The sequence below is a fragment of the Streptomyces sp. XM4193 genome (assembly GCF_023072595.1).
Lineage (GTDB): Bacteria > Actinomycetota > Actinomycetes > Streptomycetales > Streptomycetaceae > Streptomyces.
Genome location: NZ_JALLGK010000013.1, coordinates 72620 through 97680 on the forward strand (window position 1 = coordinate 72620; position 25061 = coordinate 97680).

Consider the following 25061-nt stretch of genomic DNA (forward strand, 5'->3'; position numbering starts at 1 on the left):
TGCGGCGGCGGCCGGTGAACCGGCTCACCCGCGAGGCCCGTCCCCTCGCCGAGGGGCGCCGTCCCCACGGGCGGCTTCGTGGTCGGCGGCTGCGGAGGCGTCGGGGACGGCTGCGTCGGGGGCGGCTGTGTCGGCGGCCGCGTCGCCGCGGTCGTCGTAGCGCAGCCCCAGTCCGTCGACCAGTGCCCGAAGTCCGGTCTCGAACGCGCCCTCGTCCACGCTGCGACCGTGCTCGGCGAGCAGATGCGCCTGGTCGAGGTGCGGGTAGTCGCTGTCGTAGAGCGCCGCGTCGTCGACGAAACCGCCGGCGAAGGAGCCGAGCGCGGAGCCGGTCACGAAGTAGCGCATCAGCGCGCCGATCCGGGTGGCCTGTGCGCGCGGCCAGCCGGCCTCGACCATCGCTCCGAACACCTCGTCCGCCATGCGCAGTTGGCTCGGCCGGCGGCCCGGGCCCCGGACGAGGTGCCCGACGATGTTCGGGTGCGCGGTCAGCGCGGCGCGATAGGAGCGAGCCCAGCGCAGCAGTGCCTGCGGCCACTGCGTCCCGTCCCGGAACATCGACAGGTCGACCTCGGCGCACACCCGGTCCGCCACCGCGTCCAGAATCTCGTCCTTGGTGCGGAAGTGGTTGTACAACGAGGGCCCGCTGACGCCGAGTTCGGCGGCGAGTCGCCGGGTGGAGACCGCCTGGAGGCCCTCCCGGTCGACCACGGTGAGGGCTGCCCCGACGATCCGGTCGCGGTTGAGCAGGGGCTTGCGGGGGCGGGCCATGCGGCACATAGTAGTGGCGGCCTTTAACTAGCACTGCTAATTTCTTGCCCGTGCCGCACGGCCGGGCGGACCAGGAACGAGGTGTGTGCCGTGGACCTGGCGCTGACCACCGAGCAGCACGAAGTGCGCGCGCTCGCCGCCCGGTTCGTCGACCGCGAGATCGCGCCGCACGCCGCCCGGTGGGACCGCGACGGCAGTATCGACCGCTCGGTCGTCCGGCGCCTGGGCGAGCTCGGTTTCCTCGGTCTGACGATTCCCGAGGAGTACGGCGGCAGCGGGGGCGACCACTTCGCGTACTGCCTGGTGACCGAGGAACTCGGGCGCGGCGACTCCGCGGTGCGCGGAGTGCTCTCGGTCTCGCTCGGCCTGGTCGCCAAATCGGTGGCGGCCTGGGGGAGCGAGGAGCAGAAGCGGCGCTGGCTGCCGGGACTGTGCTCCGGTGAACTGCTGGGCTGCTTCGGCCTCACAGAGCCGGGCACCGGTTCGGACGCCGCCAACCTCACCACGCGGGCACGGCGCGAGGGCGGCGACTGGCTGCTCGACGGCACCAAAATGTTCATCACCAACGGCACCTGGGCCGACGTCGTCCTGCTCTTCGCCCGCTCCGGCGAACCCGCCGACGGGCACCGCGGGATCAGCGCCTTCCTGGTGCCCACCGACACCCCAGGGCTGCACCGCAGGGAGATCCACGGCAAGCTCGGGCTGCGCGGGCAGGCCACCGCGGAGCTGGTGCTGGAGGGCGTACGGGTGCCGGACTCGGCGCGGATCGCACCCGAGGGCAAGGGGTTCTCGGTGGCGATGAGCGCACTCGCCAAGGGGCGGATGTCGGTCGCCGCGGGCTGTGTGGGCATCGCCCAGGCGTCGCTGGACGCGGCGGTCTCCTACGCCGGCGAGCGCGAGCAGTTCGGTCGGCCGATCGCCGGGCACCAACTGGTCCAGGAGCTGATCGCCGACATCGCGGTGGACACCGACGCGGCCCGGATGCTCACCTGGCGGGTCGCCGATCTGGTCGACCGCGGCGAGCCCTTCGCCAGGGAGTCCTCGGTGGCGAAACTGTTCGCGAGCGAGGCCGCCGTCCGGGCGTCCAACAACGCCCTCCAGGTGTACGGGGGTTACGGCTACATCGACGAGTTCCCGGTCGGCAAACTGGTGCGCGACGCCCGGGTGATGACGCTCTACGAGGGCACCAGCCAGATCCACAAACTGCTCATCGGCCGCGCGCTGACGGACGTCTCCGCGTTCTGAGCAGGACGCGCCGATGGCCGTCCCCGTCCGATGCTAAGCGCATGCTCAGTGCTCCGGGGTAGGGTGTTCGCCCTGTGGCGACCGGGCACGGCGAGGACGGGGCGAGGACAGCTATGGCAGCACAGGCATCGGGCCGGAGCGGCGAGACCCGTCCCGGCGACGAGGAGCGGGAGGCGGCCGAGGGCCGGCACGCGGGCTGCGACTCCTGGCGGTCGGTGGCGCCCGACGCCGCGCGTCGGCTGCTGATCGCCGCGGTGGAGGCGTTCGCCGAACGCGGTTTCCACGCCACCACGACCCGTGACATCGCCGGCCGCGCGGGAATGAGCCCTGCCGCGCTGTACATCCACTACCGGACGAAGGAAGAACTGCTCCACCGGATCAGCCAGGTGGGGCACGAGCGTTCGCTCTCGCTGCTGCGCGACGCCGCCGCCGGTCACGGCGGGCCGTCGGACCGACTGGCCGCGGCCGTCGGCGCGTTCGGCCGCTGGCACGCGGAGCAGCACACCACCGCCAGGGTGGTGCAGTACGAGCTGAGCGCGCTGTCCCCGGACCACTACGCGGAGATCGTCGCCCTGCGGCGGCGCACCGAGGCCGTGGTGCGCGACCTGGTCGAGGAGGGCGTACGGGCGGGCGAGTTCGAGGTGGTGGACGCGCGGGCCACCGCGATGGCGATGCTGTCGCTGTGCCTGGACGTCGCCCGCTGGTACCGGCCGGGCGGTCGGCGCACGCCGCAGGAGATCGGTGACTTCTACGGGGACCTCGCGCTGCGGATGGTCCTCGCGCCGCGGGTGACCGGCCGCCGCTGACGCCGGACCGGCCCCTTCCCGAACGACGCCCGCCCGGCCCCTGGTTGTGCCACCCCGGCCCGGGCAGTCGTCTCCCCGGCCCGAGCGGTCACCCCGCCCGGGCCGTTGCCCGCTGCTCGTGCCCGTTGCCCGCGGGCCGACCCGGCGCGGGGCAGCGGGGCGCGTCAGAAGTAGTAGCGGCTGACGCTCTCGGCGACGCAGACCGGCTTCTCGCCGCCCTCGCGCTCCACGGTCACTCCGGTCGTCAACTGCACGCCGCCGTCGGCGGTCTCGGTGACGTCCGCGATCCGCACCCGGGCGCGCAGGCGCGAGCCGACGGGGACGGGGGAGGGGAAACGCACCTTGTTCACGCCGTAGTTGACGCCCATCCTGGCGTTCTCGACCTGCAGGACCTGCGGCACGAGATACGGCAGCAGGGAGAGCGTCAGATAGCCGTGCGCGATCGTGGTGCCGAACGGGCCCTCGGCGGCGCGCACGGGGTCGACGTGTATCCACTGGTGGTCACCGGTGGCCTCGGCGAACAGGTCCACCCGCTTCTGGTCCACCTCCAGCCAGTCGCCGGGGCCCAGTTCGTCGCCCACCGCGTCCTGAAGCTCTGCCGCCGACCCGAAGGTTCTGGACTCCGCCGCCACGTCTGCTCACCTCTCCGCAATGCTTTCCGGGGACCTGCTAAGCGCCCGCTCAGCATGAGCGGTGCCACCGGCGCTGTCAACGGCCTGTTGACAGCAGTGAACGCCGGCACGGGGCCGGCAGGAGGGAGCGCGTGCGCGTGCGAGGGAGCGGCCCCGTCCTTCCTGACCGGGCCGCTCCCTCGCACCGCCGCTCCGTGAACGCTCGCGCCCGCTTCCCGCGGCAACGCGGGATCAGCCGGCGAACGCCACCTGGCGCACGACGCGGGTGGTCGGCCCGCGCTCGCTGCCCTCCATAGTGGCGATGAGACGTCGCAGCACCACCGCGAGCCGTACCCGCGGCGGATGCTTCGGATCGTCCAGGAGCAGCAGCGCCCGGCCGCCCCAGGTGTGCGTGTGCCAGTCGTCGGGGGCTGTCGGCTGCCGGATGCCGTCGTGCTTCTGGCGCTTGCGGCGGTGGGCGAACTCCCGCTCGTGGCGCAGCCAGACGGCCCGCGCCTCCTCCAGCTCCTCCAGCGCGGCCAGCAGCAGCGCGGGATCGGGAGCACGCTCGCGCGGGTCGAAGCCCGCACGCTCGCACAGATGGTGCCAGGTTGCGCGGTGTCCGTAGGGGGCGAAGCGCTCGAGGCACTTGCGCAGCGCCCTTCGTCGTTGGGACAGCTCGCGGCCGGGGTCGCGGACCTGGGCGGCGAGTGCTCTGAAACCGGCCAAGGTTTCCACCTCCGAGAGGGTAGACCGGAGTCGTTGGGGATGTGACGTATACGAAGGCGGATCGGCTCCCGTTCCCGGGGGTCGACTTTTTTCCGTCTTCCGCGCGCTCCCGCCAACCGGTTAGTCTCCGCAGTCACTTGGCCCCCAGCGCGGAGGACGGACCCGGATGACGGCACGCGGCAGCGGCGCGGAAGAAGCAGGCAGCGGCCCGTCCGCGGCGTTCGGCAACGTCGTGGTGACGGGCGCGGGCGGCGGCATCGGCGCCGCGTACGCCCGGATGTTCGCCGAGGCGGGCGCACGGGTGGTGGTCAACGACCTGGACGCGGAGCGGGCGCACGCGCTGGCCCGCGAGATCGACGGAATCGCCCTGCCGGGTGACGCGTCAACCGCCGCCGAGCGCTCGCTCGCCCTCCTGGACGGACGCGTGGACGTCTACTGCGCCAACGCCGGAGTCGCCACCGAGGGCGGTCCGGAGGCGTCGGACTCCCAGTGGCAGGCGTCCTGGGACCTCAATGTGATGGCCCATGTCCGGGCCGCCCGCGCACTGCTTCCGGGCTGGTCGGAACGGGGCGAGGGCCGGTTCGTGGCCACGGTCTCCGCCGCCGGGGTGCTGACGATGGTCGGCTCGGCCCCGTACAGCGTGTCCAAGCACGCCGCGCTGGCGTTCGCCGAATGGCTCTCCGTCACCCACCGGCACCGCGGCCTCCGGGTGCACGCCGTCTGCCCGCAGGGGGTGCGCACCGACATGCTGGCCGCCACCGGCCGCACCGGCGAACTGGTGCTGGCGCCCAGCGCGATCGAGGCCGTCGAGGTGGCACAGGCGTTGCGGGAGGCGATCGCCGAGGGCCGTTTCCTGGTGCTGCCGCACCCCGAGGTGGCCGGGTACGCCGCCGCCCGGGCAGCCGATCCGGACGCCTGGCTGAGCGGAATGAACCGCCTCCAGCAGAAGCTCGAGGCGCCTCCGCACGACGCGTCGTGAAGGTGCTGCGCGCCCGGTGAACCCGCGGTTCGAGCCGTGGGTTCACCGGGCGAGTGCCGCCGGCGGTGCGGCGCCGGGCAGCGGCACCCGCGCGCGGTGCCCGCCGCCGGTGCTCCGTCCCGGGGCGCCTGCCACCGGTTCAGCCGCGCAACTCCTGCTCGTAGGGCCGCAGTTCGCGTCGTGCCAGGGAGCGCTGGTGCACCTCGTCCGGGCCGTCCGCCAGCTGGAGTGTGCGGGCCGCGGCCCACAGATGCGCCAGCGGAGTGTCCTGGCTGACGCCGCCCGCGCCGTGCAGCTGCACCGCGCGGTCGAGGATCGAGACGACCGCCCGGGGCACCGCGATCTTGATCGCCTGGATCTCGGTGTGCGCGCCCCGGTTGCCGACGGTGTCCATCAACCAGGCCGTCTTCAGCACCAGCAGCCGCAACTGCTCCACGGTGACCCGGGCGTCGGCGATCCAGTTGCGCACCACGCCCTGCTCGGCGAGCGGCCCGCCGAAGGCCGTGCGGGCCACCGCCCGGCGGCACATCAGCTCGATCGCGCGCTCGGCCATCCCGATCAGCCGCATGCAGTGGTGGATCCGTCCCGGGCCCAACCGCGCCTGGGCGATGGCGAATCCGCCGCCCTCCTCGCCCACCAGGTTCTCGCGCGGCACCCGTACACCGTCCAGGACGACCTCGGCGTGGCCGCCGTGCGCGTGGTCCTCGTACCCGTACACGCGCATCGCGCGGCGCACCGTCAGGCCGGGGGCGTCCCGGGGGACGAGCACCATCGACTGCCGCCGCCGCGGCTCGGCATCCGGATCGGTCAGGCCCATCACGACGAAGACGGCGCAGTCCGGGTTCATCGCGCCGGAGATGTACCACTTGCGGCCGGTGATCACGTACGAGTCGCCGGACCGCTCGATCCGCGTGGTGATGTTGGTGGCGTCCGAGGAGGCGACTTCCGGCTCGGTCATGGCGAAGGCCGACCGGATCTCGCCCGCCAGCAGCGGTTCCAGCCAGCGGCGACGCTGCTCCGCGGAGCCGAAGTCGCGCAGCAGCTCCATGTTGCCGGTGTCGGGTGCCGCGCAGTTGACCGCGGTGGGCGCCAGATCGGGGCTGTGGCCGGTGAGTTCGGCGAGCGGGGCGTACTGGAGGTTGGTCAGCCCCGCTCCGTACTCGCTGTCGGGGAGGAAGAGGTTCCACAGGCCGAGCCGGCGTGCCTCGCCCTTGAGCTCCTCGACCACCGGCGGAGTCCGCCAGGGCGATTCCTGCTCGGTGCGCTGCCGGTCGGCGATCTCCTCAGCGGGGTGCACCCGCTCGCGCAGGAAATCGCGCAGCCGGGTGCGCAGCTCCTCGGTGCGCGCGTCGTGGCCGAAGTCCATCGCCGATCAGTCCTTCCCCAGCTCGTCCAGACCGCGTTCGGTGAGCATCGGTACGACCGCGCCCACCCGGTCGAAGCCCTCGCCGACGGTCTGCCCGAGCGTGTAGCGGTAGTGGATGCCCTCCGCGATGACGGCGAGCTTGAAGTGGGCGAACGCGGTGTACCAGCCGATCCGGGAGACGTCCCGGCCCGAACCGGCCGCGTACCGCTGCACCAGCTCGTCGGTGCCGGGGTGCCCGGGCGCGCCGGAGGTGGTGCTGATCGGGGAACCCGGCAGGGCCGGCAGGCTGCTGTACATCACCAGCAGACCCAGGTCGGTGAGCGGGTCCCCGAGCGTGGACATCTCCCAGTCCAGCACGGCCGAGACCCGGTCGTCCGCGGTGACGAGCACGTTGTCCAGCCGGAAGTCGCCGTGCACCACGCCCGCGGCGGGGGAGGCCGGCAACCGCTCGACGAGCGCCCGCTGCAACTCCTCCACGCCGGGCAGCTCCCTGCTGCGGGAGGCGTCCAACTGCTTGTTCCACCGCCGCAGTTGACGTTCCAGAAACCCCTCGGGCCGGCCGAAGTCGGCCAGCCCCACCTGCACCGGGTCCACGGCGTGCAGGGCCAGCAGGGTGTCCGGCAGCGAGAGCACGACCTCCCGGGTGCGCTCGGGGCCGATCGCCGCCAACTCCTCGGCCGTGCGATACGGGGTGCCGGGCACGTGCTCCATCAGATAGAAGGGCGCGCCCAGCACCTCGGTGTCCTCGCACAGGTGCAGAACCTCGGGCACCGGAACCGCGGTCGGACCGAGTGCGCCGATGACCCGGAACTCCCTGGCCATGTCGTGCGCGGTGGCCAGCACATGGCCCAGCGGCGGACGCCGCAGCACCCACTGGTGCGTGCCGTCGCCGACCCGGTAGGTGAGGTTGGACCGACCGCCCTGGATCAGCGTCGCGCTCAGCGGACCGGCGACCGTGCCGGGCAGCTCCCGATCCAGATGGGCGCGCAGCCGCTCCGGGTCGAGACCGGGCGGGTTCTGGTCGGGCATGGAGCCACCTCCGGGTGGTTCGCGGTCGGGCTGCGGGCCGCGGCGCCGACTCGCGCAACAGCCGTCGGCGCAGGTCCCGCGGGACGTCGGGATGATCCTGCCGACTGGTCGGTACACAGTCCAGACCCTCCCGGGCCCGGGGCTTGAACCGCTCGCTACCCGCCCGGCAGGAGCAGCAGTCCGGCGCCCGCCGTGCCCGCCGCGACCGCGCAGCCGCAGACCAGCGCGAGGTGCCGGGGCCGCGCCGCGACCGGCGCCGCGCACAGCAGCCGACGCATCCGCAGATGCGCCGCTGTCAGCAGACCCAGCCACGCCGCGCAGCCGACCGCCACCGCCGTCCAGCCCAACACCCCGCGGGAGGCGACGAGTTGATGGCGCACCGCGAGCAGCACCACGACCGTCGCGGCGAGCGTGGTGCGCCGCCAGGCGAGCCGGGTGCGTTCGGGCTGGGCGCCCGGATCGCGCACCGCGCTCACCGGTTCGGGCCGAACACCAGCGCCACCGCGATCAGCAGCGAGGCGAGGGCCGTGCCGAGGGCCAGCAGCGCGGGGAAGCGCGAGGCGGGCAGCGGCTCGCCGCGGCGCATCGCACGTTCGCACCGGGCCCAGTGGTGGACCGCCCGCACCGCGCACAGCGCGCCCCCGGCCAGCAGCGCCACCGCGAGGACGGTACGGGGCAGCTGCGCGAGTCCGGTCAGGAACTGGTCGACCGCGAGGCCGCCCGCGACCAGCGCCAGAGCGGTCCGTATCCAGGCGAGGAAGGTGCGCTCGTTGGCCAGTGAGAAGCGGAAGTCCGGTGTGCTGCCCTCCGCCTCCAGTCGCCCGGGCGAGACCCACAGCATCACGTCCCGGCGCAGCCTGCCGCCCATCACTGGCACTCCTTCGTGCTCGGCGTCCGCGAGTCCCTCGACTCGCGCGTCCCGTGGATCATCCGCCATCGGCGCGCGCCGCCCAACCCGCGCCGCCGCGTTCCGAGGCGGACGGAACCCGCCCGCGGGGCATCCGTTGGCGCGGAAATCTTGACGGTGCACCTACCCGCAAGTAATTCTTCGCGCATGTCGTACGACGCGGACGTCATCGTGATCGGTGCGGGCCTGGCGGGTCTCGCCGCCACCGCAGAACTCTCCGAGGCCGGGCGGAAGGTCATCCTGCTCGACCAGGAGCCGGAGCAGTCGATCGGAGGGCAGGCGCACTGGTCCTTCGGCGGGTTGTTCTTCGTGGACTCCCCGGAGCAACGCCGGATGCGCATCCGCGACAGCTTCGAACTCGCCTGGCAGGACTGGCTCGGCACCGCCGGCTTCGACCGCGAGGAGGACCACTGGCCGCGCCGCTGGGCGGAGGCGTACGTGGACTTCGCCGCCGGGGAGAAGCGCTCCTGGCTGCGGCAGCAGGGGCTCAAGCTCTTCCCCGTCGTCGGCTGGGCCGAGCGCGGCGGCTACGACGCCACGGGGCACGGCAACTCCGTGCCCCGCTTCCACATCACCTGGGGCACCGGGCCGGGCGTCGTGGAGCCCTTCGAGCGCCGGGTGCGTGCCGGGGTCGCGGCGGGCCGCGTGCAGCTGCGGTTCCGGCACCGGGTGACCGGGCTGAGCAGGACCGGCGGGAGTGTGGACACCGTCTCCGGCGAGGTGCTGGCGCCGAGTGCGGCGCCGCGCGGCACCCCGAGCAGCCGGGAGAGCGAGGAGAGCTTCGAACTGCGCGCCCAGGCGATCGTCGTCACCACCGGCGGCATCGGCGGCAACCACGATCTCGTCCGCGCCAACTGGCCGCAGCGGCTGGGGACTCCGCCGAAGAAGATGCTCAGCGGAGTGCCCGAGCACGTCGACGGCAAAATGCTCGCGATCGCCGAGAGCGCGGGCGGCCGGCTGATCAACGGCGACCGGATGTGGCACTACGTCGAGGGCATCGAGAACTGGAACCCGATCTGGCCGAAACACGCCATCCGCATCCTGCCCGGCCCCTCCAGCCTCTGGCTCGACGCCACCGGGAAGCGACTGCCGGTACCGCTCTTCCCCGGTTTCGACACGCTCGGCACCCTGGAGCACATCCAGCGAACCGGGTACGACTACACCTGGTTCGTCCTCACCAGGAAGATCATCGAGAAGGAGTTCGCCCTCTCCGGCTCGGAGCAGAACCCCGACCTCACCGGCCGCAGCATCCGCGATGTGCTGGGCAGGGCCCGCGGCGGCCCGCCCGGCCCCGTGCAGGCGTTCATGGACAACGGCGCCGACTTCGTCGTGGAGCAGGACCTCGGCCGGCTGGTCGCCCGGATGAACGAGCTGACCGGCGACTCCCTGATCGACGAGAGCGCGCTGCACCGCGAGATCTCCGCCCGCGACCGCGAGATCGACAACACCTTCACCAAGGACCTCCAGGTCACCGCCATCCGGGGCGCCCGCAACTACCTGGGCGACAAGCTGATCCGGGTCGCCACACCGCACCGGCTGCTGGACCCCAAGGCCGGCCCGCTGGTCGCCGTACGGCTCAACATCCTGACCCGCAAGAGCCTCGGCGGGCTGGAGACCGACCTGTCCGCACGGGTGCTCACCGAGGACGGCACCCCGCTGCCCGGCGTGTACGCGGCGGGCGAGGCGGCCGGATTCGGCGGCGGCGGTGTGCACGGGTACCGGTCGCTGGAGGGGACGTTCCTCGGCGGCTGCCTCTTCTCCGGCCGCACGGCCGGCCGCGAGGCCGCCAAGGCGGTCGGGGGCTGACCCCGGCCGCCCCGGCGTTCCCGCGGAGCCGCTCCCACGGACGCGTGCAGCGGTGGCGTGGACGCGTACGGCGGTCGTGCGGGCGCGTGCCGCGGTGGTGCGGCCCGTACGGCCTGCGCGTGCCGGTCGGCGCGCACGCCGGCCGGGACCGTGCGCCCCGTCGGGACGTGCACCGGTCCGTCAGCTCGTCGGCCGGCCGCCCAGGGCTTCGGCCAGGTCGTAGCGGACCGGCTCCTCCAGCTGGGCGTAGGTGCACTGGTGCGGCTCGCGGTCCGGCCGCCAGCGCCTGAACCGGGTGGTGTGGCGGAAGCGGTCGCCCTGCATGTGGTCGTAGGCCACCTCGACCACCCGCTCGGGGCGCAGCGGCACCCACGACAGGTCCTTCTTCCCCGTCCAGCGGCTCGGGCCGCCGGGCATCCGGCTGTGCTCGTGCGCGGCCTCGTCCTGCCAGGCGCCCCAGGGGTGGTCCGCCGAGTCCGTGCGCAGCGGTGCCAGTTCCGTCATCAGCTCCTCGCGCCGTCGCATGGGGAAGCTCGCGCACACCCCGACGTGCTGGAGCACGCCCGACTCGTCGTAGAGCCCGAGCAGCAGCGAACCGACGACCGGACCGCTCTTGTGGTGCCGCAGCCCCGCCAGCACGCAGTCCGCGGTCCGCTCGTGCTTGACCTTCACCATGAGTCGCTGGTCCGGCCCGTACGGGAGGTCCGGGCGCTTGGCGACGATGCCGTCCAACCCGGCGCCCTCGAAGCGTTCGAACCACTGGCGGGCGACCTCCGGGTCGTCGGTGGCCGGAGCCAGCCGCACCGGCCCGTCGACCCCTTCCAGCGCCTCGGCCAGCAGCCGTCTGCGTTCGGCCAGCGGGGCCTCCATCAGCGAACGGTCCTCCAGCGCGAGCAGGTCGAACGCGACGAAGGCGGCGGGGGTCTCCGCCGCCAGCCGCCGCACCCGCGAGTCGGCGGGATGGATGCGCTCCAGCAGCGCATCGAAGTCCAGCCGGTCTCCCCGCACGATCACGATCTCGCCGTCGACCACGCAGCGCGGCGGCAGCGACCGGCGCAGCGCGTCCAGGAGTTCGGGGAAGTAGCGGGTCAGGGATTTGGTCGAGCGGCTGGTCAGCTCGACCTCGTCGCCGTCGCGGAAGACCAGGGCCCGGAAGCCGTCCCACTTGGCCTCGTAGTGCATTCCGGGCGGGATACGGGCCGCGGCTCTGGCGAGCATCGGCTTCAGCGGTGGCATCACCGGGAGGTCCATGCGGCGATTGTGCGCCCGCGGCCCGCTCCCCGCCCGCCGAGCGGCGCCCGCGACCGCCCGGGGCTAGCGTGGACGGATGGCCGACAGCGTGGAACTGCAGGCGGGCGAGCGGACGGTGCGCCTCTCCCACCCGGACAAGGTGTACTTCCCCGCCCGGGGCTTCACCAAGCTCGACCTCGCCCGTTACTACCTCGCGGTCGGGGACGGCATCACCCGCGCGCTGCGCGACCGCCCGACCACCCTGCAACGCTTCCCGGACGGAGTGGACGGCGAGTCCTTCTTCCAGAAGCGGGCCCCCAAGAACCTGCCCTCCTGGATCGACACCGCCCGGATCTCCTTCCCCAGCGGACGCCACGCGGACGAGATCTGCCCCGCCGAGACAGCCGCGGTCCTGTGGGCCGCGAACCTCGGCACCCTGACCTTCCACCCCTGGCCGGTGCGCCGCGAACGCCCCGACCACCCCGACGAACTGCGCATCGACCTGGACCCGCAGCCCGGCACCGACTTCGCCGACGCCCGCGCCGCGGCTGGCCAACTGCGCGAGCTGCTGGACGAGTTGGGCCTTCGCGGCTGGCCCAAGACCTCCGGCGGGCGAGGGCTGCACATCTATGTGCCGATCGAGCCGCTGTGGACCTTCGTCGACGTCCGCAGGGCCGCCATCGCCATCGGCCGCGAACTCGAACGCCGCGCCCCCGACCGGATCACCATCGCCTGGTGGAAGGAGGAGCGCGGCGCCAGGATCTTCGTCGACTACAACCAGATGGCCAGGGACCGCACCATCGCCGCCGCGTACTCCGTGCGGCCGACCCCCGGCGCCACCGTCTCCGCGCCGCTGCGCTGGGAGGAGTTGGCGGACGCCGAGCCAGCCGACTTCGATCTGGCGACCATGCCGGAGAGGTACGCGCGGGAGGGCGATGTGCACGCGGGGATGGAGGACGCGCCCGGCCGGCTGGAGACCGTGCTGGAGCTGGCCGAGCGGCACCGCCGCGACCACGGCCAGGAGGACATGCCGTACCCGCCCGACCATCCCAAGATGCGCGGTGAACCCAAGCGGGTACAGCCCAGCCGGGCGCGCGGCAGCGACTGACGCGAGAGCGGGCGCACACCCGTACGCCGGGGCGGGCGCGGGGGAGCGCAAACACGCGGACACGGGAGCGCGGCAGCCGCGGGCACCCGGGGCGGGCGTGCGAAGCGGCGGGCGGAGGCTCCGTCTCCGCCCGCCGCTCACATGCGCGGGCCCTCGCGCGCCGAACGGGCGCGCTCAGCTCACTTGTTGACGCAGGTGTTGCCGAACGCGGGGTTGAGCGCGCCGATGACGTTCACGGAGTTGCCGCACAGGTTGATCGGGATGCTCACCGGAACCTGGATGACGTTGCCGCTGAGGACGCCCGGGGAGTGCGCGGCGACACCCTGCGCGCCCGCGCCCGAACCCTCGTGCGCCACCGCTCCGCCCGCGCTGCCCAGGGCGAGCGCGCAACCGGCGGCGACCATGGTGCCGACCTTCAGGATGTGCTTCATGACTTACTCCTCAACCGAGGTGAAAAGGGGGTCACCGCGGTCAACGAACGGTTGTCGGTCGGGATACGGCGGCGTGCACAAATGGCGTAGCGGCATCACGGAAAAAGACGCTGTGTTGACCGCTCGGTCAACACGGCGTACTGCCGCCCCAGTTGACGGGCCGAACAAGCCTTTACCGAATCAGCGCGTCTGACGTGATCTGCCACTTTCTTTCTGTCACTCTGCACTACTGCTGAGGAAGGCCGTTCACAGAAATCGGAGAGCACGTCGTGCGAACGAATTTGAGTTCTGCGGGTCGCGGTGCCTGGTGTGTGCTTGCCGCGGCGCTTGCCGTGTCGGTGCTGCCGAGTGCCGCGGTTTCGGCGCCCGGAGCGAAGGAGCAACTTCCCTTCACCCAGCGGTACTCGACGGTGCAGCACGGCGGGTTCGCACAGGCGGCCAACTCGGCGATCACCTGCCGGTCGGTCGCGCGCGAGGGCGCCGGCCCCTGCCCGGGCGCCCGGCGCGGCGCGGGCGTCAACGGCGACTACGAGATGTTCTACATCGACGTCGACGACGATCCGGCCACCTACAACTCCAGCCGTGCGCAACTGAAGCTGCCGTCCGGGTCGAGGGTCACCCACGCCCGGCTGTACTGGGGCGGCAACCTTCGGGTCGGCGAGCAGAAGCCGCCGAAGGACAACGGCCGCGTACTCGTCGCCGAACAGGGCGGTTCCTACAAGGAGGTGCTCGCCGACTCCGTGGTCGCGCACCGCACCACCGGGCTGACCGACTCCTACCAGGCCTCCGCCGACGTCACCGATCTGGTACGCCGCAGCGGTTCGGGCTCCTACACCGTCGCCCAGCTGAACGTGGCGATGGGCCACTCGGCGGCGGGTGCCTGGGGCGGTTGGACGATGGTGGCCGCGTACGAGAACGAGCGCTCGCCCGAGCGCCGGCTCGCCCTGTGGGACGGCTACCGCAGCGTGACCCCGAAGGGGGGAGACGTACGCGTCACCCTCACCGGGCTCGGTGTTCCCGCGGGTTCGCGCGGGACCGCGTCCGTGGTGGCCTACGACGGCGACCGCGGCGTCACCGGCGACGGCTGGCAGGTCGCAGCCAATGGGAAATCCCCGATGCGGCTCAACAATTCGGCCAACCCCGCCGCGGACGCGATGAATTCCACCATCAGTGATATGGGTCGGTCGGTGAAAAGCCGGGAACCGGCCCACGAGAACACACTCGGATACGACTCCGACCGGTTCGACGTCACAGCTGCGGTCAAGCACGGAGCGGATTCCCTCGCCTTCGATTTCTCCCCGGGCGCCGACGGCTATCACCTCGGTGTGCTCGCGGTGGCGGCGACAACCGGGAGCTGAAATTCCCGAGTTCCGGCGCCACCGGAAACCAATTCCACTGGCCGGTGCATCCGGGGGAGATCAACACGTGTCGTACGACGGAGAGTTCGGCGGGCCGCCGGACCGGCGGTTCCAGGGCCCGCACCACCGAGCACAGCAGATCGCGACAGTCGAGGACCGGGAGCCGGGCGCTCGCCGCCGGCCCAGCGTTCTGCATCTCTCCCAACCGGTGGAGGGAGGTGTCGCCACGGTCGTCACCGATCTGGTCGCGGCCCAGCGGCAGGCGGGCCTGGAGGTGCATCTGGGGTGCCCGCCGGGGCCGCTCGGGGAGTCGGCCCGGTCCGCCGGTGCGCGGGTGCACCACTGGCCCGCCGGGCGCGGACCGGGCCCCGGCCTGTTCACGGAGATCTGCCGCATCACGGGCCTGCTGGACAGACTCCGCCCCGACCTGCTGCATCTGCACAGCGCCGAGGCGGGCCTCGCCGGCCGACTGGCCGCGCGCGGACGGGTTCCGACCGTGTTCCAGCCGCACGCCTGGTCCTTCGAGGCCGTCACCGGCACTTCCCGCGCGCTGGCGCTCAAGTGGGAGCGCCGGGCCGCGCGTTGGGCCGCCCGGCTGCTGTGCGTCAGCGAGGCGGAGCGCCGCCGCGGCGAGAACGCCGGAGTGCGCGGCGACTGGGCGGTGGTGCCCAACGGCATCGACCTGGGGCGCTATCCGCTCGATTTCACCACCGCCGCCGACAGCCGCACCGCCGCCCGCGCCGCGCTGCCCGAGTGCGCCGCACTGCCGGACGGCGCACCCGTGGTGGTCTGCGTCGGAAGGCTCAGCGAGCAGAAGGGCCAGGACGTGCTGCTGCGTTCCTGGCCCACCGTCACCGCCCGGCACCCGCGCGCCCTGCTGGTACTGGTGGGCGACGGTCCGGCCGCCGGCGCGCTGCGGTCGGCGGCCCCCGCCGGCGTGGTGTTCGCCGGCGCGGTCCGCACCGTGCGGACCTGGTACCAGGCCGCCGACCTGGTCGTGCTGCCCTCGCGCTGGGAGGGGATGGCACTCGCCCCGCTGGAGGCGATGGCGTGCGGCCGGCCGGTGCTGCTGACCGACGTCGCGGGTGCCCGCGAGTGCCTGCCGAACGGCCACGCCGCCCGTCAACTGGTGCCCGCCGACGACCCGTTCGCCCTGGGGCGCGCGCTGGGCGCGCTGCTGGCCGAACCCGGGCGCCTCGTCGCCGCCGGGATCGAGGCCCGCGCCCATGTCACCACGAACCACGATGTGCGCCGGAGCGCCGCGGAGGTGGGGGACCTGTACCGCGAACTGCTCCGGCGCCCGCACCAGGACCGCAGGGAGCGCCTCCTCCGATGACCGCAGACAGCACCGAGACCTCCGGGCCGCTCACCGGTCCCGCGGACCCTCCGCGGCAGAGCCCGCTCTCCTTCCCGCCGCCGCGCACCGCGGCCGACTCCGGCGCCGCACCGCGCCGCCCCCGCCGAGGCGTGTCCGCACCGGCGGCGCTGGTCTCGGACTGCCTGGCGATGACGGCAGCCCTGACACTCGTCGCCTCCGAGACCACCACGCTCCCGCCGGCGGCACTCGCCGCGGGGCTGCTCGCCGTCCTCGCCCTGAACAGGCAGGCAGGTCTCTACCGCAGCCGGCCGGCGCCCTCCGGCCTGGACGAGGTGCCGGCACTGTTCGCGAGCGCCGCGCTGGCCTGGGCGGTGACCGCCGCACTGGCCGCCGCGGCCGATCCCGAGCAGGCCATGGCGCTGCCCGCCCTGCTGTCGCTGCTGACCCTGCACACGGTGCTGGCGACCGCCGGCCGGTGCGCGACGTACCGACTGCGCCGGGCCCGCGCCAGACGCCGGCCGCACTCCGCCCTGATCGTCGGACTCGGGTCGACGTCCCGCGCCCTGGCCGCGGCGCTGCTCGCCCGGCCGGAGTACGCGATGCGGCCGGTGGGGCTGGTCGCGTGCGGTCCGGGCGAGCAGCACGCCGGTGAGCCGCCGAGGCTCCCGGTGCTGCACACCTTCGAGGACGTCACCCGGGCCGTGATCCAGAACAGCGTGCGGGACGCGGTCCTGACCCGGCCGCCGGCGGCGGCACCGGAGCTCGCCGCGCTCGTCGACCACCTCGCCTCGCTCGGTTGCGCGGTGTGGTGCGTCGGCGGTCCTCAACTGCCCGCCGCCAGGCCCGCCGGCCAGCTCTGGGGCTTCGCCTGCAGCCGGATCCTGCCGCCGCCCGCGCGCACCCCCGCGCACCTGGGCAAGCGGGCGTTCGACATGGCCTCGTCCGGTCTCGCGCTGCTGCTGCTCTCGCCGCTGCTGGCGCTCTGCGCCCTGGCGGTACGGCTGGCCGACGGGCCCGGCGTCCTCTTCCGGCAGGAGCGGGTGGGCCGAGACGGACTCCCGTTCACGGTGCTGAAGTTCCGCACGCTGCGGCCCACCGACCCGTACGAGGCGGCCACCCGGTGGAGCGTCGCGGACGACCGGCGGATGAGCGCCGTCGGACGCTGGATGCGGCGCACCTCACTGGACGAGCTGCCGCAGCTGTGGAACGTGCTGCGCGGCGACATGAGCCTGGTCGGACCGCGGCCCGAACGACCCTTCTTCGTCGCACGGTTCAGCGAGATTTATCCGCACTACGGTGCCCGGCACCGGATGCCCGTCGGCATCACCGGCCTGGCTCAGGTCCACGGCCTGCGCGGCGACACCTCCATCGAGGACCGGGCGCGCTTCGACAACCACTACATCGACACCTGGTCGCCGTGGCTGGACATGTGCATTCTGCTGCGCACCGTCGGCTCCGTCTTCCGGCAGGGCGGGAGCTGAGCGTGCGTCAGTGCGCGCCGACGGCGCCCCCGCCACCCGCCTCGCGCACGGCGCCCGCGCCCGTGCCGTGCACGGCGCCGGTACCCGCCTCGCGCCCGCCTGCCCCGAGCACGTCCGCCTCGCACACTGCGTCCGGGGCCGAGGTGCCGGTGTCCGCGGCGGCGGGCGGGTGGCGTGGACGGTTGCGGCGGTCGCTGCCGCTGCTGCCGGCGCTCGCGGTCGTGGTGCTGGTCTGCGCTCCGGCCGGCGGCGCGGACCCGGCCCAGGGCGCGACCGTGGGTCCCGCGGACCTCGCCTCGGCCGTACTCGTCGGCTGGGTGGCGCTCACCCTGGTGCGCCGCGGCGCAAGACCGCTCGCCGCCCGCGCGGCGCTGCTGCTGGCCCTGCCCGCGCTCGGCGTCACCGTGGCGACGATCGCCTCCTTCGACCCGGCGGCCGGCCTGCCCGGTTACGTCCGCACGCTCCAGATCTTCGTGCTGGTCCCGGCGGCGGTGGTGCTGCTGCTGCGCGACCGACGGGACTTCGCGGTGCTCGGCGGCGCACTCGTCGTGCTCGCCCTCTTCCAGGGAGCGGTGGGCGTCCACCAGTACGCCACCGGCACCGGCGCCTCGTACCGGGGCGCGGACATCCGTGCGGTCGGCACCTTCGGAGCCGTCGATGTGATGGGCATGTCCACCCTCGTCTCCTACGGGCTGGTCCTCGCCCTCGCCCTCGGGCTGCTGCCCCCGCCGGGCAGCCACCGGCGGCTGCGCGTGTGCGCGCTGGGCGCCGCCGGCCTGCTCGCGGTGCCGTTGGTGCTCTCCTTCAGCCGAGGCGCCTGGATCGCCACCGGCGCGGCCGTACTGGCCGTACTGCTGCTGTCCGGACGGCGGTTGGCGCTGCGCACCCTCGCGGTGACCGGCGCGCTGGCGGTGGTGCTGGTCGGCGGCGCGGGAGTCGGGGGCGAGCTGGTCGGCGAACGGCTCGGCAGCATCACCGAGGTCGCCGACGCCCCCGACCAGTCCGTGACCGACCGGTACAGCATGTGGGCGGCGGCGGTGTCCATGTGGCAGCGCGAACCCCTGACCGGCGTGGGCCCGAGAGGCTTCCCCGAGCACCGCGACGGCAACGCCTCGCTGGCGCTCTCCTCCGGCAGCGACACCGCCGGCGCCGGGAGCGACTTCCACCGCGAACCGCTGCTCTCGCCGCACAACATGTACCTGCTGGTCCTCAGCGAGCAGGGACTGCTCGGACTGACCGCCCTGGTGGGCAGTTGGGCGGCGCTGCTGCTGCTGGGCCTGCGCTCGCTGCGGGCCGAGCGGCGCGCGTACGGTGCTCCACCCGCCTGCGGAGCCGCCGCCGTCGGCCTCCTGGTGTGGCAGCTGGTCGACTTCCTCTACGCCGACATCGGCGGCCCGTCGACGGTGCTGACTGCGCTGGTGCTCGGGTTGGTCGCCTGGTGGGCCCTGCGAGGCGCGGACACCTCGCCACCGGTCGGAGCCGCACGATGAACGACCGCACGATGAACGACCGCACGGCGCAGGACCCGACCGCCCAGGACTCGACCGTCCAGGAACCGGCGGCGCACGACCCGGCCGCCGCCCTCGGCGAGCCGCCCGAGCTGTCGGAGCTGTCCGAACGCCCCGCGAACCGGCCGGCGTCGCGGCCGTGGCGGCCCGCCCCGACACCCGCCCCGACCCGCGCCGCGAAGCCCGCCGACACCTCGCCGCTGGGCCGGGTGCTCGCCCGGGCCGCCGTCTGGACCGCCGCGCTGACCGCACTCGGTTCGCTGCTGGGACTCCTCCGGGACCAGACCATCGCCCACCTCTTCGGAGCGGGCAGCGACACCGACGCCTTCCTCGTCGCCTGGACGGTGCCGGAGTTCGCCTCCACCCTCCTGATCGAGGACGCGATGGCGTTGGTACTGGTGCCGGCGGTGAGCCTTGCACTGGCCAGGCGCGCCGAGCAGTCGGGCCGTCCGCTGGACCCGGTGCGCGAGCTGGTCGCCGGCACGCTGCCGCGTCTGGCGCTCGTACTGGCCGCGGTGGCGGGGTGCGCGGCGCTGGGGGCGCCGCTGTTCGTGGCGGCTCTGGCTCCCGGCCTCGAAGACCCCCAACTGGCCGTTCAGTGCACCCGGTTGACCGCGCTGACCCTGCTGAGCTTCGGCATCACCGGCTACTTCAGCGCCACTCTGCGCGCCCACCACTGCTATCTGCCGCCCGCCGCCGTGTACGCGGTGTACAACCTCGGCATCATCGCCACCGTCCTGCTGCTGCACGACAACTGGGGCGTGGTGGCCGCCGCGGCCGGCGTCGCGGTCGGCGGGGCGCTGATGACGCTCGTCCAGCTGCCGTCGTTCCTGCGCAGACTGCCGCGCCGCAGCCCCGCGCCCCGTCCTCGCGGCGGTGTCCGCGGCGGTGTCCGGGCGCCGCGCTCGCTGATCAGCTTCGGGCTGCTGGCGCCGGTGGTGACGTTCGCGCTCGGCCGCCAGGCACAGGTACTGGTCGAACGGTTCCTCGGGTCCGAGCTGGCCGCGGGCGCGATCTCGCATCTGAACTACGCGCAGAAGATCGCCCAACTGCCCATGGTGCTCTCCCTGATGGTCTGCACGGTCACCTTCCCCGTGGTGGCCAGGGCGATGGCCGAGGGCCGGCGGGAGGATGCCCGGCGACGGGTGGAGCGCGACCTCTCGCTCGCCGCGCTCATCGTGCTGCTGGGCAGCGCACACGTCCTTGCGCTGGCTCCGCAGATCGTCGAAGTCCTCTTCCAGCGCGGCGCGTTCACCGCCTCCGACACCGCCGCCACCGCCTCGGTGATGCGGGTGTACGCGCTCGGGCTGCTCGGTCACAGCATGGTCGGGGCGCTGGCCCGGCCGTTCTTCTCCGCCGCCCGCCCGACCTGGTACCCGGCGCTGGCCATGGGCACGGGACTCGCCGCCACCGTCGTACTCGGCGCCGTTGCCACGCCGTACTGGGGGATCCACGGCATCGCCGGGGCCAACGCCGCCGGTATCAGCCTCGCCGCGCTGCTCCTGCTGCGCGGTCTCAGCCGCCGCATGATCGCCGTCGAGGTGCCGGCGGTGCTGGGCGGTGTCGGCCGGCTGCTGCTGGCCACCGCCGCGGCAGCCGGCGCCGGGCTGCTCGCCGCCCCGCTGCTCGGCGGCGCCGTGCTGCCCGCCGCGCTGTTCGGGACGGTCGTGGTGGCCGCGGTCTTCGCCGCAGCCGCGCTGCTGCTGCGCGCACCCGAGGTGCCGTCACTGATGTCCGCCGCTCGCCGCGCCGTGGGGCGAGCCGTCACCCGAGTCGAACGAAAGGTGCGTCATGTCCGCTGACCAGGCGTCCGCACACCGCAACCCCATTCCGCGCGCCCGCCGCACACCGCTGCCGCCGTGGATCCTGATGTACCACTCCGTCGCACTGACCGCGCAGGACCCGTACCAGATCACCGTCTCCCCGCACCGCCTCGACCAGCAGCTGCGCTGGCTCGCGCGCAGCGGCCTGACGGGCGTCAGCGTGCGCGAACTGCTGCGGGCCAGAGCGGCCGGACGAGGCTCGGGGCTGGTCGGGCTGACCTTCGACGACGGCTACGCCGACTTCGTCGAGCACGCGCTGCCGCTGCTGCGACGGCACGACTTCGGCGCCACTCTCTTCGTGCTCCCCGGCAGGCTCGGCAAGGACAACGCCTGGGACCCGCTCGGGCCGCGCAAGCCGCTGCTGACGGCGGAGGGCATCCGGGCGGCGGCCCGCGCCGGCGTCGAGATCGGCTCGCACGGGCTCCAGCACGAGAACCTCCCGGCCGGCGACGACACCGTGCGCAAACAGGAGACCGCCTACAGCAGGCAACTGCTCCGCGACATCACCGGCCGAGCCCCCGAGGGCTTCTGCTACCCCTACGGCGCGGTCGACGAACGCTCGGCGCTGGCGGTGCGCAGGGCGGGGTACAGCTACGCCTGCGCCATCGACCCCGGCACGCTCACCGGCCCGTACGCCCTGCCCCGCGCCTACATCGGTCAGAACGACGGACGGCTGCGGCTCCAGCTCAAGCGCATGCTGCACCCGCTGCGCCGACGCCCCCTCGGCGAGGAGCCCCAACTGCCCACCGTCGGCAGGGAGGCGAGCCGATGAGAGCGCTGCACATCATCACCGGTCTGGGAGTCGGCGGCGCCGAGCAGCAACTGCGGCTGCTGCTGCGCCACCTTCCGCTCGACTGCGACGTGGCGACCCTCACCAACCCCGGTCCGGTCGCCACCGGCATCCGGTCCGACGGGCGCCGCGTCTTCCACCTCGACATGCGGGGCAACCGCGACCTGTCCGCACTGCCCAGACTCACCGGACTCATCCGGCACGGCCGGTACGACGTGGTCCACACCCACCTCTACCGCGCCTGCGTCTACGGCAGGGCCGCCGCCCGGCTCGCCGGCGTGCGCGCGGTCATCGCCACCGAACACTCCCTGGGCGCCGCGCAGATCGAGGGCCGTCCGCTCAGCCTCGGCAACCAGGCGCTCTATCTCGCTTCCGAGCGACTGGGCGCCACCACCGTCGCGGTCTCCGACACCGTCGCCCGGCGACTGCGCGACTGGGGCGTGCCCCGGCCGCGCATCGAGACCGTGCCCAACGGCATCGAGGCGACGCGCTTCCGCTTCGCCCCCGCGGCGCGCAAGGGCGCACGGGCGCTGCTCGGCATCCCGCCCGGCGCCTACGTGGTGGGTGCGGTGGGCCGCCTGGTGCCGGGCAAGCGGTTCGACGCCCTGCTGCGGTCGGTCTCCGCACTCCCGCAGGCGCGGGTGCTGCTGGTGGGCGACGGACCCGAGCGGGCGAACCTGCTGCGGCTGGCTTCCGAACTGGGCTGTGCGGACCGGACGTTGATGCCGGGCGAGAGCAGCGATCTGCCGTCCAGCACCGCACCTCCGCTGCCGGTGCTGCTGGCCGCGATGGACGTGCTGGTCTCGCCGTCGCGCGAGGAGGCGTTCGGACTGGTGGTGCTGGAGGCGCTCGCCGCCGGTCTGCCGGTGCTGCACGTCACCTGCCCGGCGATCGACGAACTCCCGGCCAACGAGGCGCCCGGAGCGCGCCGCATCGGCCCGGAGCCCGCCGACCTCGACGCGGCGCTGCAACAGCACCACCGCGCCTGGGCGTTGGGCCTGCCCACCCGGCTGCCCGTACCCCGTGCGGTCGAGCGCTACGACATCTCCCGCAGCGCCGACCGACTGATGGCCATCTACGACCGTGCCGCCGGTGCGCGCACCGGCAACCAGGTGAGTGAACGATGACGCAGACCGAACAGGCGTCCCCCGCCCCCGCATCCGTCCCCGCCCACCCGGGAGCGGAGAGTCTCGGCGACTCCGCCGCCCCGCCCGGCGGCCCGGACGCGCAGGCGCCCGCCTCCGCTGCCTCCGCCGCTTCGACTGCCGCGCCGAGCGGGCGGTTCGGCGCGGCCGCCGCACGTCTTCGGCCGCGACGCAGGTCGCTGCCGCGCTGGTGGCCGCTGGCTGCGGGCGTCGCGCTCGGAGCCGTGTGCGGGGCCGGCTACGGGCTCGTCGCCACCCCCGAGTACAGCGCGACGGGCTACGTCGTGGCGGTACCGGGGGAGCGGGGCGACCCGGCGACCGCGCTCGGCTTCGCCCAGGCGTACGGCCGGGTCGCCACCAGCCCCTCCGTACTCGCCGCCGCCCAGCGCACCTCCCGGGTGCCCGTGGCCGAACTGAGCGAGCGGGTGCGGTCGGCCACCTCTCCCGACGCTCCGATGATCGAGATCACCGGCACCGCCGCCCACCCGCAGCGGGCGGCGGCGACCGCCAACGCGGTCGCCGCCGCGCTGACCGACTCCAGCCGGGACGCGGCGCGCAGCACGGGCGTACGGCTGACGGTGCTGGCCGCCGCCCACGCGCCGAGCGCGCCCAGCTCCCCGGCCACCCCGGTGGCCACCGCGGTCGGCGCCTGCACCGGCGGACTGGTCGGCGGCCTCGCCCTGCTGGTGCGTCCCGGACGCGCCGGCGGACGCACCGCGTCGACACCGGAGCAGCCGCGGACCGACGACCCCGGCCCGCTCGACGACCCCGGGCCGGTCGGCCACCCCGGGCAGGTCGGCCACCCCGGGCAGGTCGGCCACCCCGGGCAGGTCGACGGCCCCGGGCAGGTCGACGAACCGAAGCCGATCGGCGTGAACGCGCCGGTCGACGAACCCGGGCCGGGCGGCGTGAACGAGCCGTCCGCTGGGGCCGGTTCGTCCGGGGTCGTCGCGGCATCCGCGCCGGAGGGCCGTTCCACCACTCGCCGCCGCACCGCTCCGGCGAAGTCGTCGACCAAGCCCCCGCGCAGGCCTGCGACGAAGTCCTCGCCCGCCTCCCCGGCGAAGCCCTCCACCCGAACCCGGCCCACGGCGTCGGACACCACCACGGACACCACGTCGGACGGGGAGGCGGAGGTGACGGCGAGCGGAACGACCGCGGCCGGGAAGCAGAGCGCGACCTCCGGCGGGCGGAGCCGCAAGCGCACGACGTCGCGGCGCACCGGACCCGTCGAACAGCCCCGCACCTCCGCGCAGGAGCGGGGCACCACCGCAGCCCGCGAGGAGAGCCCGAACGGAGCGGCACGGTGAGCGGCGGCGAACCGCCCGTGATGCGGGTGACGTTGTGCCGCGATCCGGAGGCACTGGCCGCACTCGCGCCGCAGTGGGCGCGACTGCACCGCGCCTGCGGCACCGCCACCCCCTTCCAGAGCCACGCCTGGCTGCACTCCTGGTGGCTCTCCTACGGCGTGCCGAACCGGCTGCGGGTGGTGCTGGTGCACGAGGGCGACCGGCTCGTGGGCGCGGCGCCGCTGATGCTGACGCACCAGCCGTACCCGGTGCTGGTGTCGCTGGGCGGGGAGATCTCGGACTTCTTCGACGTACTGCTCGACGACGACCGGGCCGGCCCGGCCGGACGCGCGCTGACCAGGGGGCTGGAGCGGCTCGCCCGCACCGCGCTGCTGGATCTGCGCGAGGTGCGCCCGCACGCCGCCGTGGAACGGGTCCACCGGGAGTGGAACGGGCCCACCCGGCGGCGCGCCGACTCGGTCTGTCTGGAACTGCCCGGCGCACCGCTGCCGGAACTCCTCCAGCGCCTGCCGGGACGCAACGCCCGTCGCTTCCGGGCCAAGCTGCGGAGGCTGGAGGCGCTCGGCATCGAGGAGCGCACCGTGCCGCCGCACGAGGTCCCCGGCGCGGTGGGCACCATGCTCCGACTGCACGGTATGCAGTGGCGCGGGCGCGGCGTGACGCCCGAGCATCTGCGGCCCCGGTTCGCGGAGCACCTGGTGCGGGCCACCAGCGAGATGGTGCGCAGCGGCGACGCCGTGCTCACCGAGTTCCGGCTCGGCGGACGGGTGGTCGCGGGCGATGTGACGCTGCTCTCCGCGGAGTTGGCGGGCGGCTACCTCTACGGTGCGCATCCCGAGCTGCGCGAGCAGAAGGTCGACATCACGACCATGCTGCTGCGGCACGACTCCCGCCAGGTGACCGAGAGCGGCAGACGCGTGCTGAGCATGCTGCGCGGCACCGAACCGTACAAGCAGCACTGGCGGCCCGAACGGGTCGTCAACCAGCGGCTGTTGCTGGCCGGCCGGACCACGGCCCCGGCGCTGGCGGTGCATCTGGCCCGGCTGGACGCGCGCGACCGGTTGGCCGACGCCGTACGGGACCGGCTGCCGGAGCTGCGACGCCGGGCCGAGCAGCTGCGCGGGGCCCTCCCGCGGTCCGCCGGCGGCACGGCGTGAGCCCGCGGGCCACCGCCGTACGCCCGCCCCGCCGCCCGCCCCGCCGCCCGGTCGGTCCGTACGGGGCCGACCTGCGTCCGGCCGGTCCGTACGGGGCCGACCTGCGTCCGGCCGGTCCGTACGGGGCCGACCTGCGGCCGGTCGGCCGGCGCG

General features: G+C 74.0%; 22 protein-coding genes and 1 pseudogene. 14 read left to right on the forward strand and 9 right to left on the reverse strand.

Going from position 1 to position 25061, the window contains the following annotated elements; genetic code table 11:
• Positions 1–24: 24 nt before the first annotated feature.
• Positions 25–771 carry a TetR/AcrR family transcriptional regulator gene (locus MTQ01_RS24285; RefSeq protein ID WP_247493016.1) on the reverse strand — a complete coding sequence of 249 codons (747 nt, stop codon included), beginning with the start codon at positions 769–771 and terminating at the stop codon, positions 25–27.
• A gap of 90 nt (positions 772–861) precedes the next feature.
• Here MTQ01_RS24285 and MTQ01_RS24290 point away from each other — a divergent pair, with 90 nt between their 5' ends.
• Together MTQ01_RS24290 and MTQ01_RS24295 are read left to right on the forward strand one after the other, a co-directional pair.
• The gene (locus MTQ01_RS24290) at positions 862–2016 is read left to right on the forward strand and encodes an acyl-CoA dehydrogenase family protein (RefSeq protein ID WP_247493017.1); all 1155 of its coding nucleotides are present in this window, start codon (positions 862–864) and stop codon (positions 2014–2016) included.
• Positions 2017–2129: 113 nt separating this feature from the next.
• On the forward strand, positions 2130–2822 hold the full coding sequence (locus tag MTQ01_RS24295; RefSeq protein WP_247493018.1) for a TetR/AcrR family transcriptional regulator: 693 nt from the start codon (positions 2130–2132) through the stop codon (positions 2820–2822).
• A 164-nt stretch (positions 2823–2986) separates the two neighbouring features.
• On the opposite strand, the gene MTQ01_RS24300 is transcribed toward MTQ01_RS24295, so the two are convergent.
• Positions 2987–3454 carry a MaoC family dehydratase gene (locus tag MTQ01_RS24300; RefSeq protein ID WP_247493019.1) on the reverse strand — a complete coding sequence of 156 codons (468 nt, stop codon included), beginning with the start codon at positions 3452–3454 and terminating at the stop codon, positions 2987–2989.
• Positions 3455–3742: 288 nt separating this feature from the next.
• Positions 3743–4162, reverse strand: a pseudogene (locus tag MTQ01_RS24305) (hypothetical protein); the annotation flags it as partial.
• A gap of 166 nt (positions 4163–4328) precedes the next feature.
• Between MTQ01_RS24305 and MTQ01_RS24310 the strand changes: the two are divergent.
• Positions 4329–5141 carry an SDR family oxidoreductase gene (locus tag MTQ01_RS24310; protein ID WP_282614094.1) on the forward strand — a complete coding sequence of 271 codons (813 nt, stop codon included), beginning with the start codon at positions 4329–4331 and terminating at the stop codon, positions 5139–5141.
• A 139-nt stretch (positions 5142–5280) separates the two neighbouring features.
• Here MTQ01_RS24310 and MTQ01_RS24315 read toward each other — a convergent pair whose 3' ends face one another.
• From MTQ01_RS24315 to MTQ01_RS24330, 4 genes are all read right to left on the reverse strand, one after another.
• Positions 5281–6507: an acyl-CoA dehydrogenase family protein gene (locus tag MTQ01_RS24315; protein WP_247493020.1), complete on the reverse strand. Its 1227-nt coding sequence runs from the start codon at positions 6505–6507 to the stop codon at positions 5281–5283.
• Between the two features lie 6 nt (positions 6508–6513).
• Positions 6514–7536 carry a phosphotransferase family protein gene (locus MTQ01_RS24320; protein ID WP_247493021.1) on the reverse strand — a complete coding sequence of 341 codons (1023 nt, stop codon included), beginning with the start codon at positions 7534–7536 and terminating at the stop codon, positions 6514–6516.
• A 155-nt stretch (positions 7537–7691) separates the two neighbouring features.
• The gene (locus tag MTQ01_RS24325) at positions 7692–8012 is read right to left on the reverse strand and encodes a DUF202 domain-containing protein (protein WP_247493022.1); all 321 of its coding nucleotides are present in this window, start codon (positions 8010–8012) and stop codon (positions 7692–7694) included.
• The gene (locus tag MTQ01_RS24330; protein WP_247493023.1) at positions 8009–8404 is read right to left on the reverse strand and encodes a YidH family protein; all 396 of its coding nucleotides are present in this window, start codon (positions 8402–8404) and stop codon (positions 8009–8011) included. The genes MTQ01_RS24325 and MTQ01_RS24330 overlap by 4 nt, the downstream gene beginning before the upstream one ends.
• 186 nt (positions 8405–8590) lie before the next feature.
• Here MTQ01_RS24330 and MTQ01_RS24335 point away from each other — a divergent pair, with 186 nt between their 5' ends.
• Positions 8591–10249, forward strand: a complete 1659-nt coding sequence (locus MTQ01_RS24335; protein WP_247493024.1) for an FAD-binding dehydrogenase — start codon at positions 8591–8593, stop codon at positions 10247–10249.
• 180 nt (positions 10250–10429) lie between these two features.
• Here MTQ01_RS24335 and MTQ01_RS24340 read toward each other — a convergent pair whose 3' ends face one another.
• A complete protein-coding gene (locus MTQ01_RS24340; protein WP_247493025.1) occupies positions 10430–11500 on the reverse strand; it encodes an ATP-dependent DNA ligase in 1071 nt (356 codons plus the stop codon).
• A 76-nt stretch (positions 11501–11576) separates the two neighbouring features.
• On the opposite strand from MTQ01_RS24340, the gene ligD reads away from it, so the two are divergent.
• Positions 11577–12587 (forward strand): non-homologous end-joining DNA ligase, encoded by a 1011-nt coding sequence (gene ligD, locus MTQ01_RS24345; RefSeq protein ID WP_247493026.1) that lies wholly within the window; start codon positions 11577–11579, stop codon positions 12585–12587.
• A gap of 179 nt (positions 12588–12766) precedes the next feature.
• Here the strand turns inward: ligD and MTQ01_RS24350 are convergent, their stop codons facing one another.
• Positions 12767–13018 (reverse strand): chaplin, encoded by a 252-nt coding sequence (locus MTQ01_RS24350; protein WP_247493027.1) that lies wholly within the window; start codon positions 13016–13018, stop codon positions 12767–12769.
• Between the two features lie 332 nt (positions 13019–13350).
• On the opposite strand from MTQ01_RS24350, the gene MTQ01_RS24355 reads away from it, so the two are divergent.
• The 9 genes from MTQ01_RS24355 (at position 13351) to MTQ01_RS24395 (ending at position 24908) form a co-directional block, all read left to right on the forward strand.
• Positions 13351–14376, forward strand: coding sequence for a DUF3344 domain-containing protein (locus MTQ01_RS24355; RefSeq protein ID WP_247493028.1), 1026 nt, complete (start codon positions 13351–13353; stop codon positions 14374–14376).
• A gap of 139 nt (positions 14377–14515) precedes the next feature.
• Positions 14516–15712: a glycosyltransferase family 4 protein gene (locus MTQ01_RS24360; RefSeq protein ID WP_247493043.1), complete on the forward strand. Its 1197-nt coding sequence runs from the start codon at positions 14516–14518 to the stop codon at positions 15710–15712.
• Positions 15709–17175 carry an exopolysaccharide biosynthesis polyprenyl glycosylphosphotransferase gene (locus MTQ01_RS24365; protein WP_247493029.1) on the forward strand — a complete coding sequence of 489 codons (1467 nt, stop codon included), beginning with the start codon at positions 15709–15711 and terminating at the stop codon, positions 17173–17175. The genes MTQ01_RS24360 and MTQ01_RS24365 overlap by 4 nt, the downstream gene beginning before the upstream one ends.
• A gap of 143 nt (positions 17176–17318) precedes the next feature.
• Positions 17319–18665: an O-antigen ligase family protein gene (locus MTQ01_RS24370; RefSeq protein ID WP_374207853.1), complete on the forward strand. Its 1347-nt coding sequence runs from the start codon at positions 17319–17321 to the stop codon at positions 18663–18665.
• The gene (locus tag MTQ01_RS24375) at positions 18662–20485 is read left to right on the forward strand and encodes a lipid II flippase MurJ (RefSeq protein ID WP_247493031.1); all 1824 of its coding nucleotides are present in this window, start codon (positions 18662–18664) and stop codon (positions 20483–20485) included. Before MTQ01_RS24370 ends, MTQ01_RS24375 begins: the two co-directional genes overlap by 4 nt.
• A complete protein-coding gene (locus MTQ01_RS24380; protein WP_247493032.1) occupies positions 20475–21278 on the forward strand; it encodes a polysaccharide deacetylase family protein in 804 nt (267 codons plus the stop codon). Before MTQ01_RS24375 ends, MTQ01_RS24380 begins: the two co-directional genes overlap by 11 nt.
• Positions 21275–22423 (forward strand): glycosyltransferase, encoded by a 1149-nt coding sequence (locus tag MTQ01_RS24385; RefSeq protein ID WP_247493033.1) that lies wholly within the window; start codon positions 21275–21277, stop codon positions 22421–22423. Before MTQ01_RS24380 ends, MTQ01_RS24385 begins: the two co-directional genes overlap by 4 nt.
• Complete coding sequence (locus MTQ01_RS24390) at positions 22420–23751, forward strand: hypothetical protein (RefSeq protein ID WP_247493034.1); 1332 nt, start codon at positions 22420–22422, stop codon at positions 23749–23751. The genes MTQ01_RS24385 and MTQ01_RS24390 overlap by 4 nt, the downstream gene beginning before the upstream one ends.
• Before the next feature lie 20 nt (positions 23752–23771).
• Complete coding sequence (locus MTQ01_RS24395) at positions 23772–24908, forward strand: GNAT family N-acetyltransferase (RefSeq protein WP_247493044.1); 1137 nt, start codon at positions 23772–23774, stop codon at positions 24906–24908.
• Positions 24909–25061: the final 153 nt, after the last annotated feature.

What these genes read in the sequence shown, in the direction of transcription:
- MTQ01_RS24375 (WP_247493031.1), top strand. Translation starts at nt 18,662, where the DNA reads ATGAACGACCGCACGATGAACGACCGCACGGCGCAGGACCCGACCGCC.
- MTQ01_RS24295 (WP_247493018.1), top strand. Translation starts at nt 2,130, where the DNA reads ATGGCAGCACAGGCATCGGGCCGGAGCGGCGAGACCCGTCCCGGCGAC.
- MTQ01_RS24390 (WP_247493034.1), top strand. Translation starts at nt 22,420, where the DNA reads ATGACGCAGACCGAACAGGCGTCCCCCGCCCCCGCATCCGTCCCCGCC.
- MTQ01_RS24315 (WP_247493020.1), bottom strand. Translation starts at nt 6,507, where the DNA reads ATGGACTTCGGCCACGACGCGCGCACCGAGGAGCTGCGCACCCGGCTG.
- MTQ01_RS24340 (WP_247493025.1), bottom strand. Translation starts at nt 11,500, where the DNA reads ATGGACCTCCCGGTGATGCCACCGCTGAAGCCGATGCTCGCCAGAGCC.
- MTQ01_RS24330 (WP_247493023.1), bottom strand. Translation starts at nt 8,404, where the DNA reads ATGGGCGGCAGGCTGCGCCGGGACGTGATGCTGTGGGTCTCGCCCGGG.
- MTQ01_RS24380 (WP_247493032.1), top strand. Translation starts at nt 20,475, where the DNA reads ATGTCCGCTGACCAGGCGTCCGCACACCGCAACCCCATTCCGCGCGCC.
- MTQ01_RS24365 (WP_247493029.1), top strand. Translation starts at nt 15,709, where the DNA reads ATGACCGCAGACAGCACCGAGACCTCCGGGCCGCTCACCGGTCCCGCG.
- ligD (WP_247493026.1), top strand. Translation starts at nt 11,577, where the DNA reads ATGGCCGACAGCGTGGAACTGCAGGCGGGCGAGCGGACGGTGCGCCTC.
- MTQ01_RS24310 (WP_282614094.1), top strand. Translation starts at nt 4,329, where the DNA reads ATGACGGCACGCGGCAGCGGCGCGGAAGAAGCAGGCAGCGGCCCGTCC.
- MTQ01_RS24350 (WP_247493027.1), bottom strand. Translation starts at nt 13,018, where the DNA reads ATGAAGCACATCCTGAAGGTCGGCACCATGGTCGCCGCCGGTTGCGCG.
- MTQ01_RS24335 (WP_247493024.1), top strand. Translation starts at nt 8,591, where the DNA reads ATGTCGTACGACGCGGACGTCATCGTGATCGGTGCGGGCCTGGCGGGT.
- MTQ01_RS24320 (WP_247493021.1), bottom strand. Translation starts at nt 7,536, where the DNA reads ATGCCCGACCAGAACCCGCCCGGTCTCGACCCGGAGCGGCTGCGCGCC.
- MTQ01_RS24285 (WP_247493016.1), bottom strand. Translation starts at nt 771, where the DNA reads ATGGCCCGCCCCCGCAAGCCCCTGCTCAACCGCGACCGGATCGTCGGG.
- MTQ01_RS24395 (WP_247493044.1), top strand. Translation starts at nt 23,772, where the DNA reads ATGCGGGTGACGTTGTGCCGCGATCCGGAGGCACTGGCCGCACTCGCG.
- MTQ01_RS24385 (WP_247493033.1), top strand. Translation starts at nt 21,275, where the DNA reads ATGAGAGCGCTGCACATCATCACCGGTCTGGGAGTCGGCGGCGCCGAG.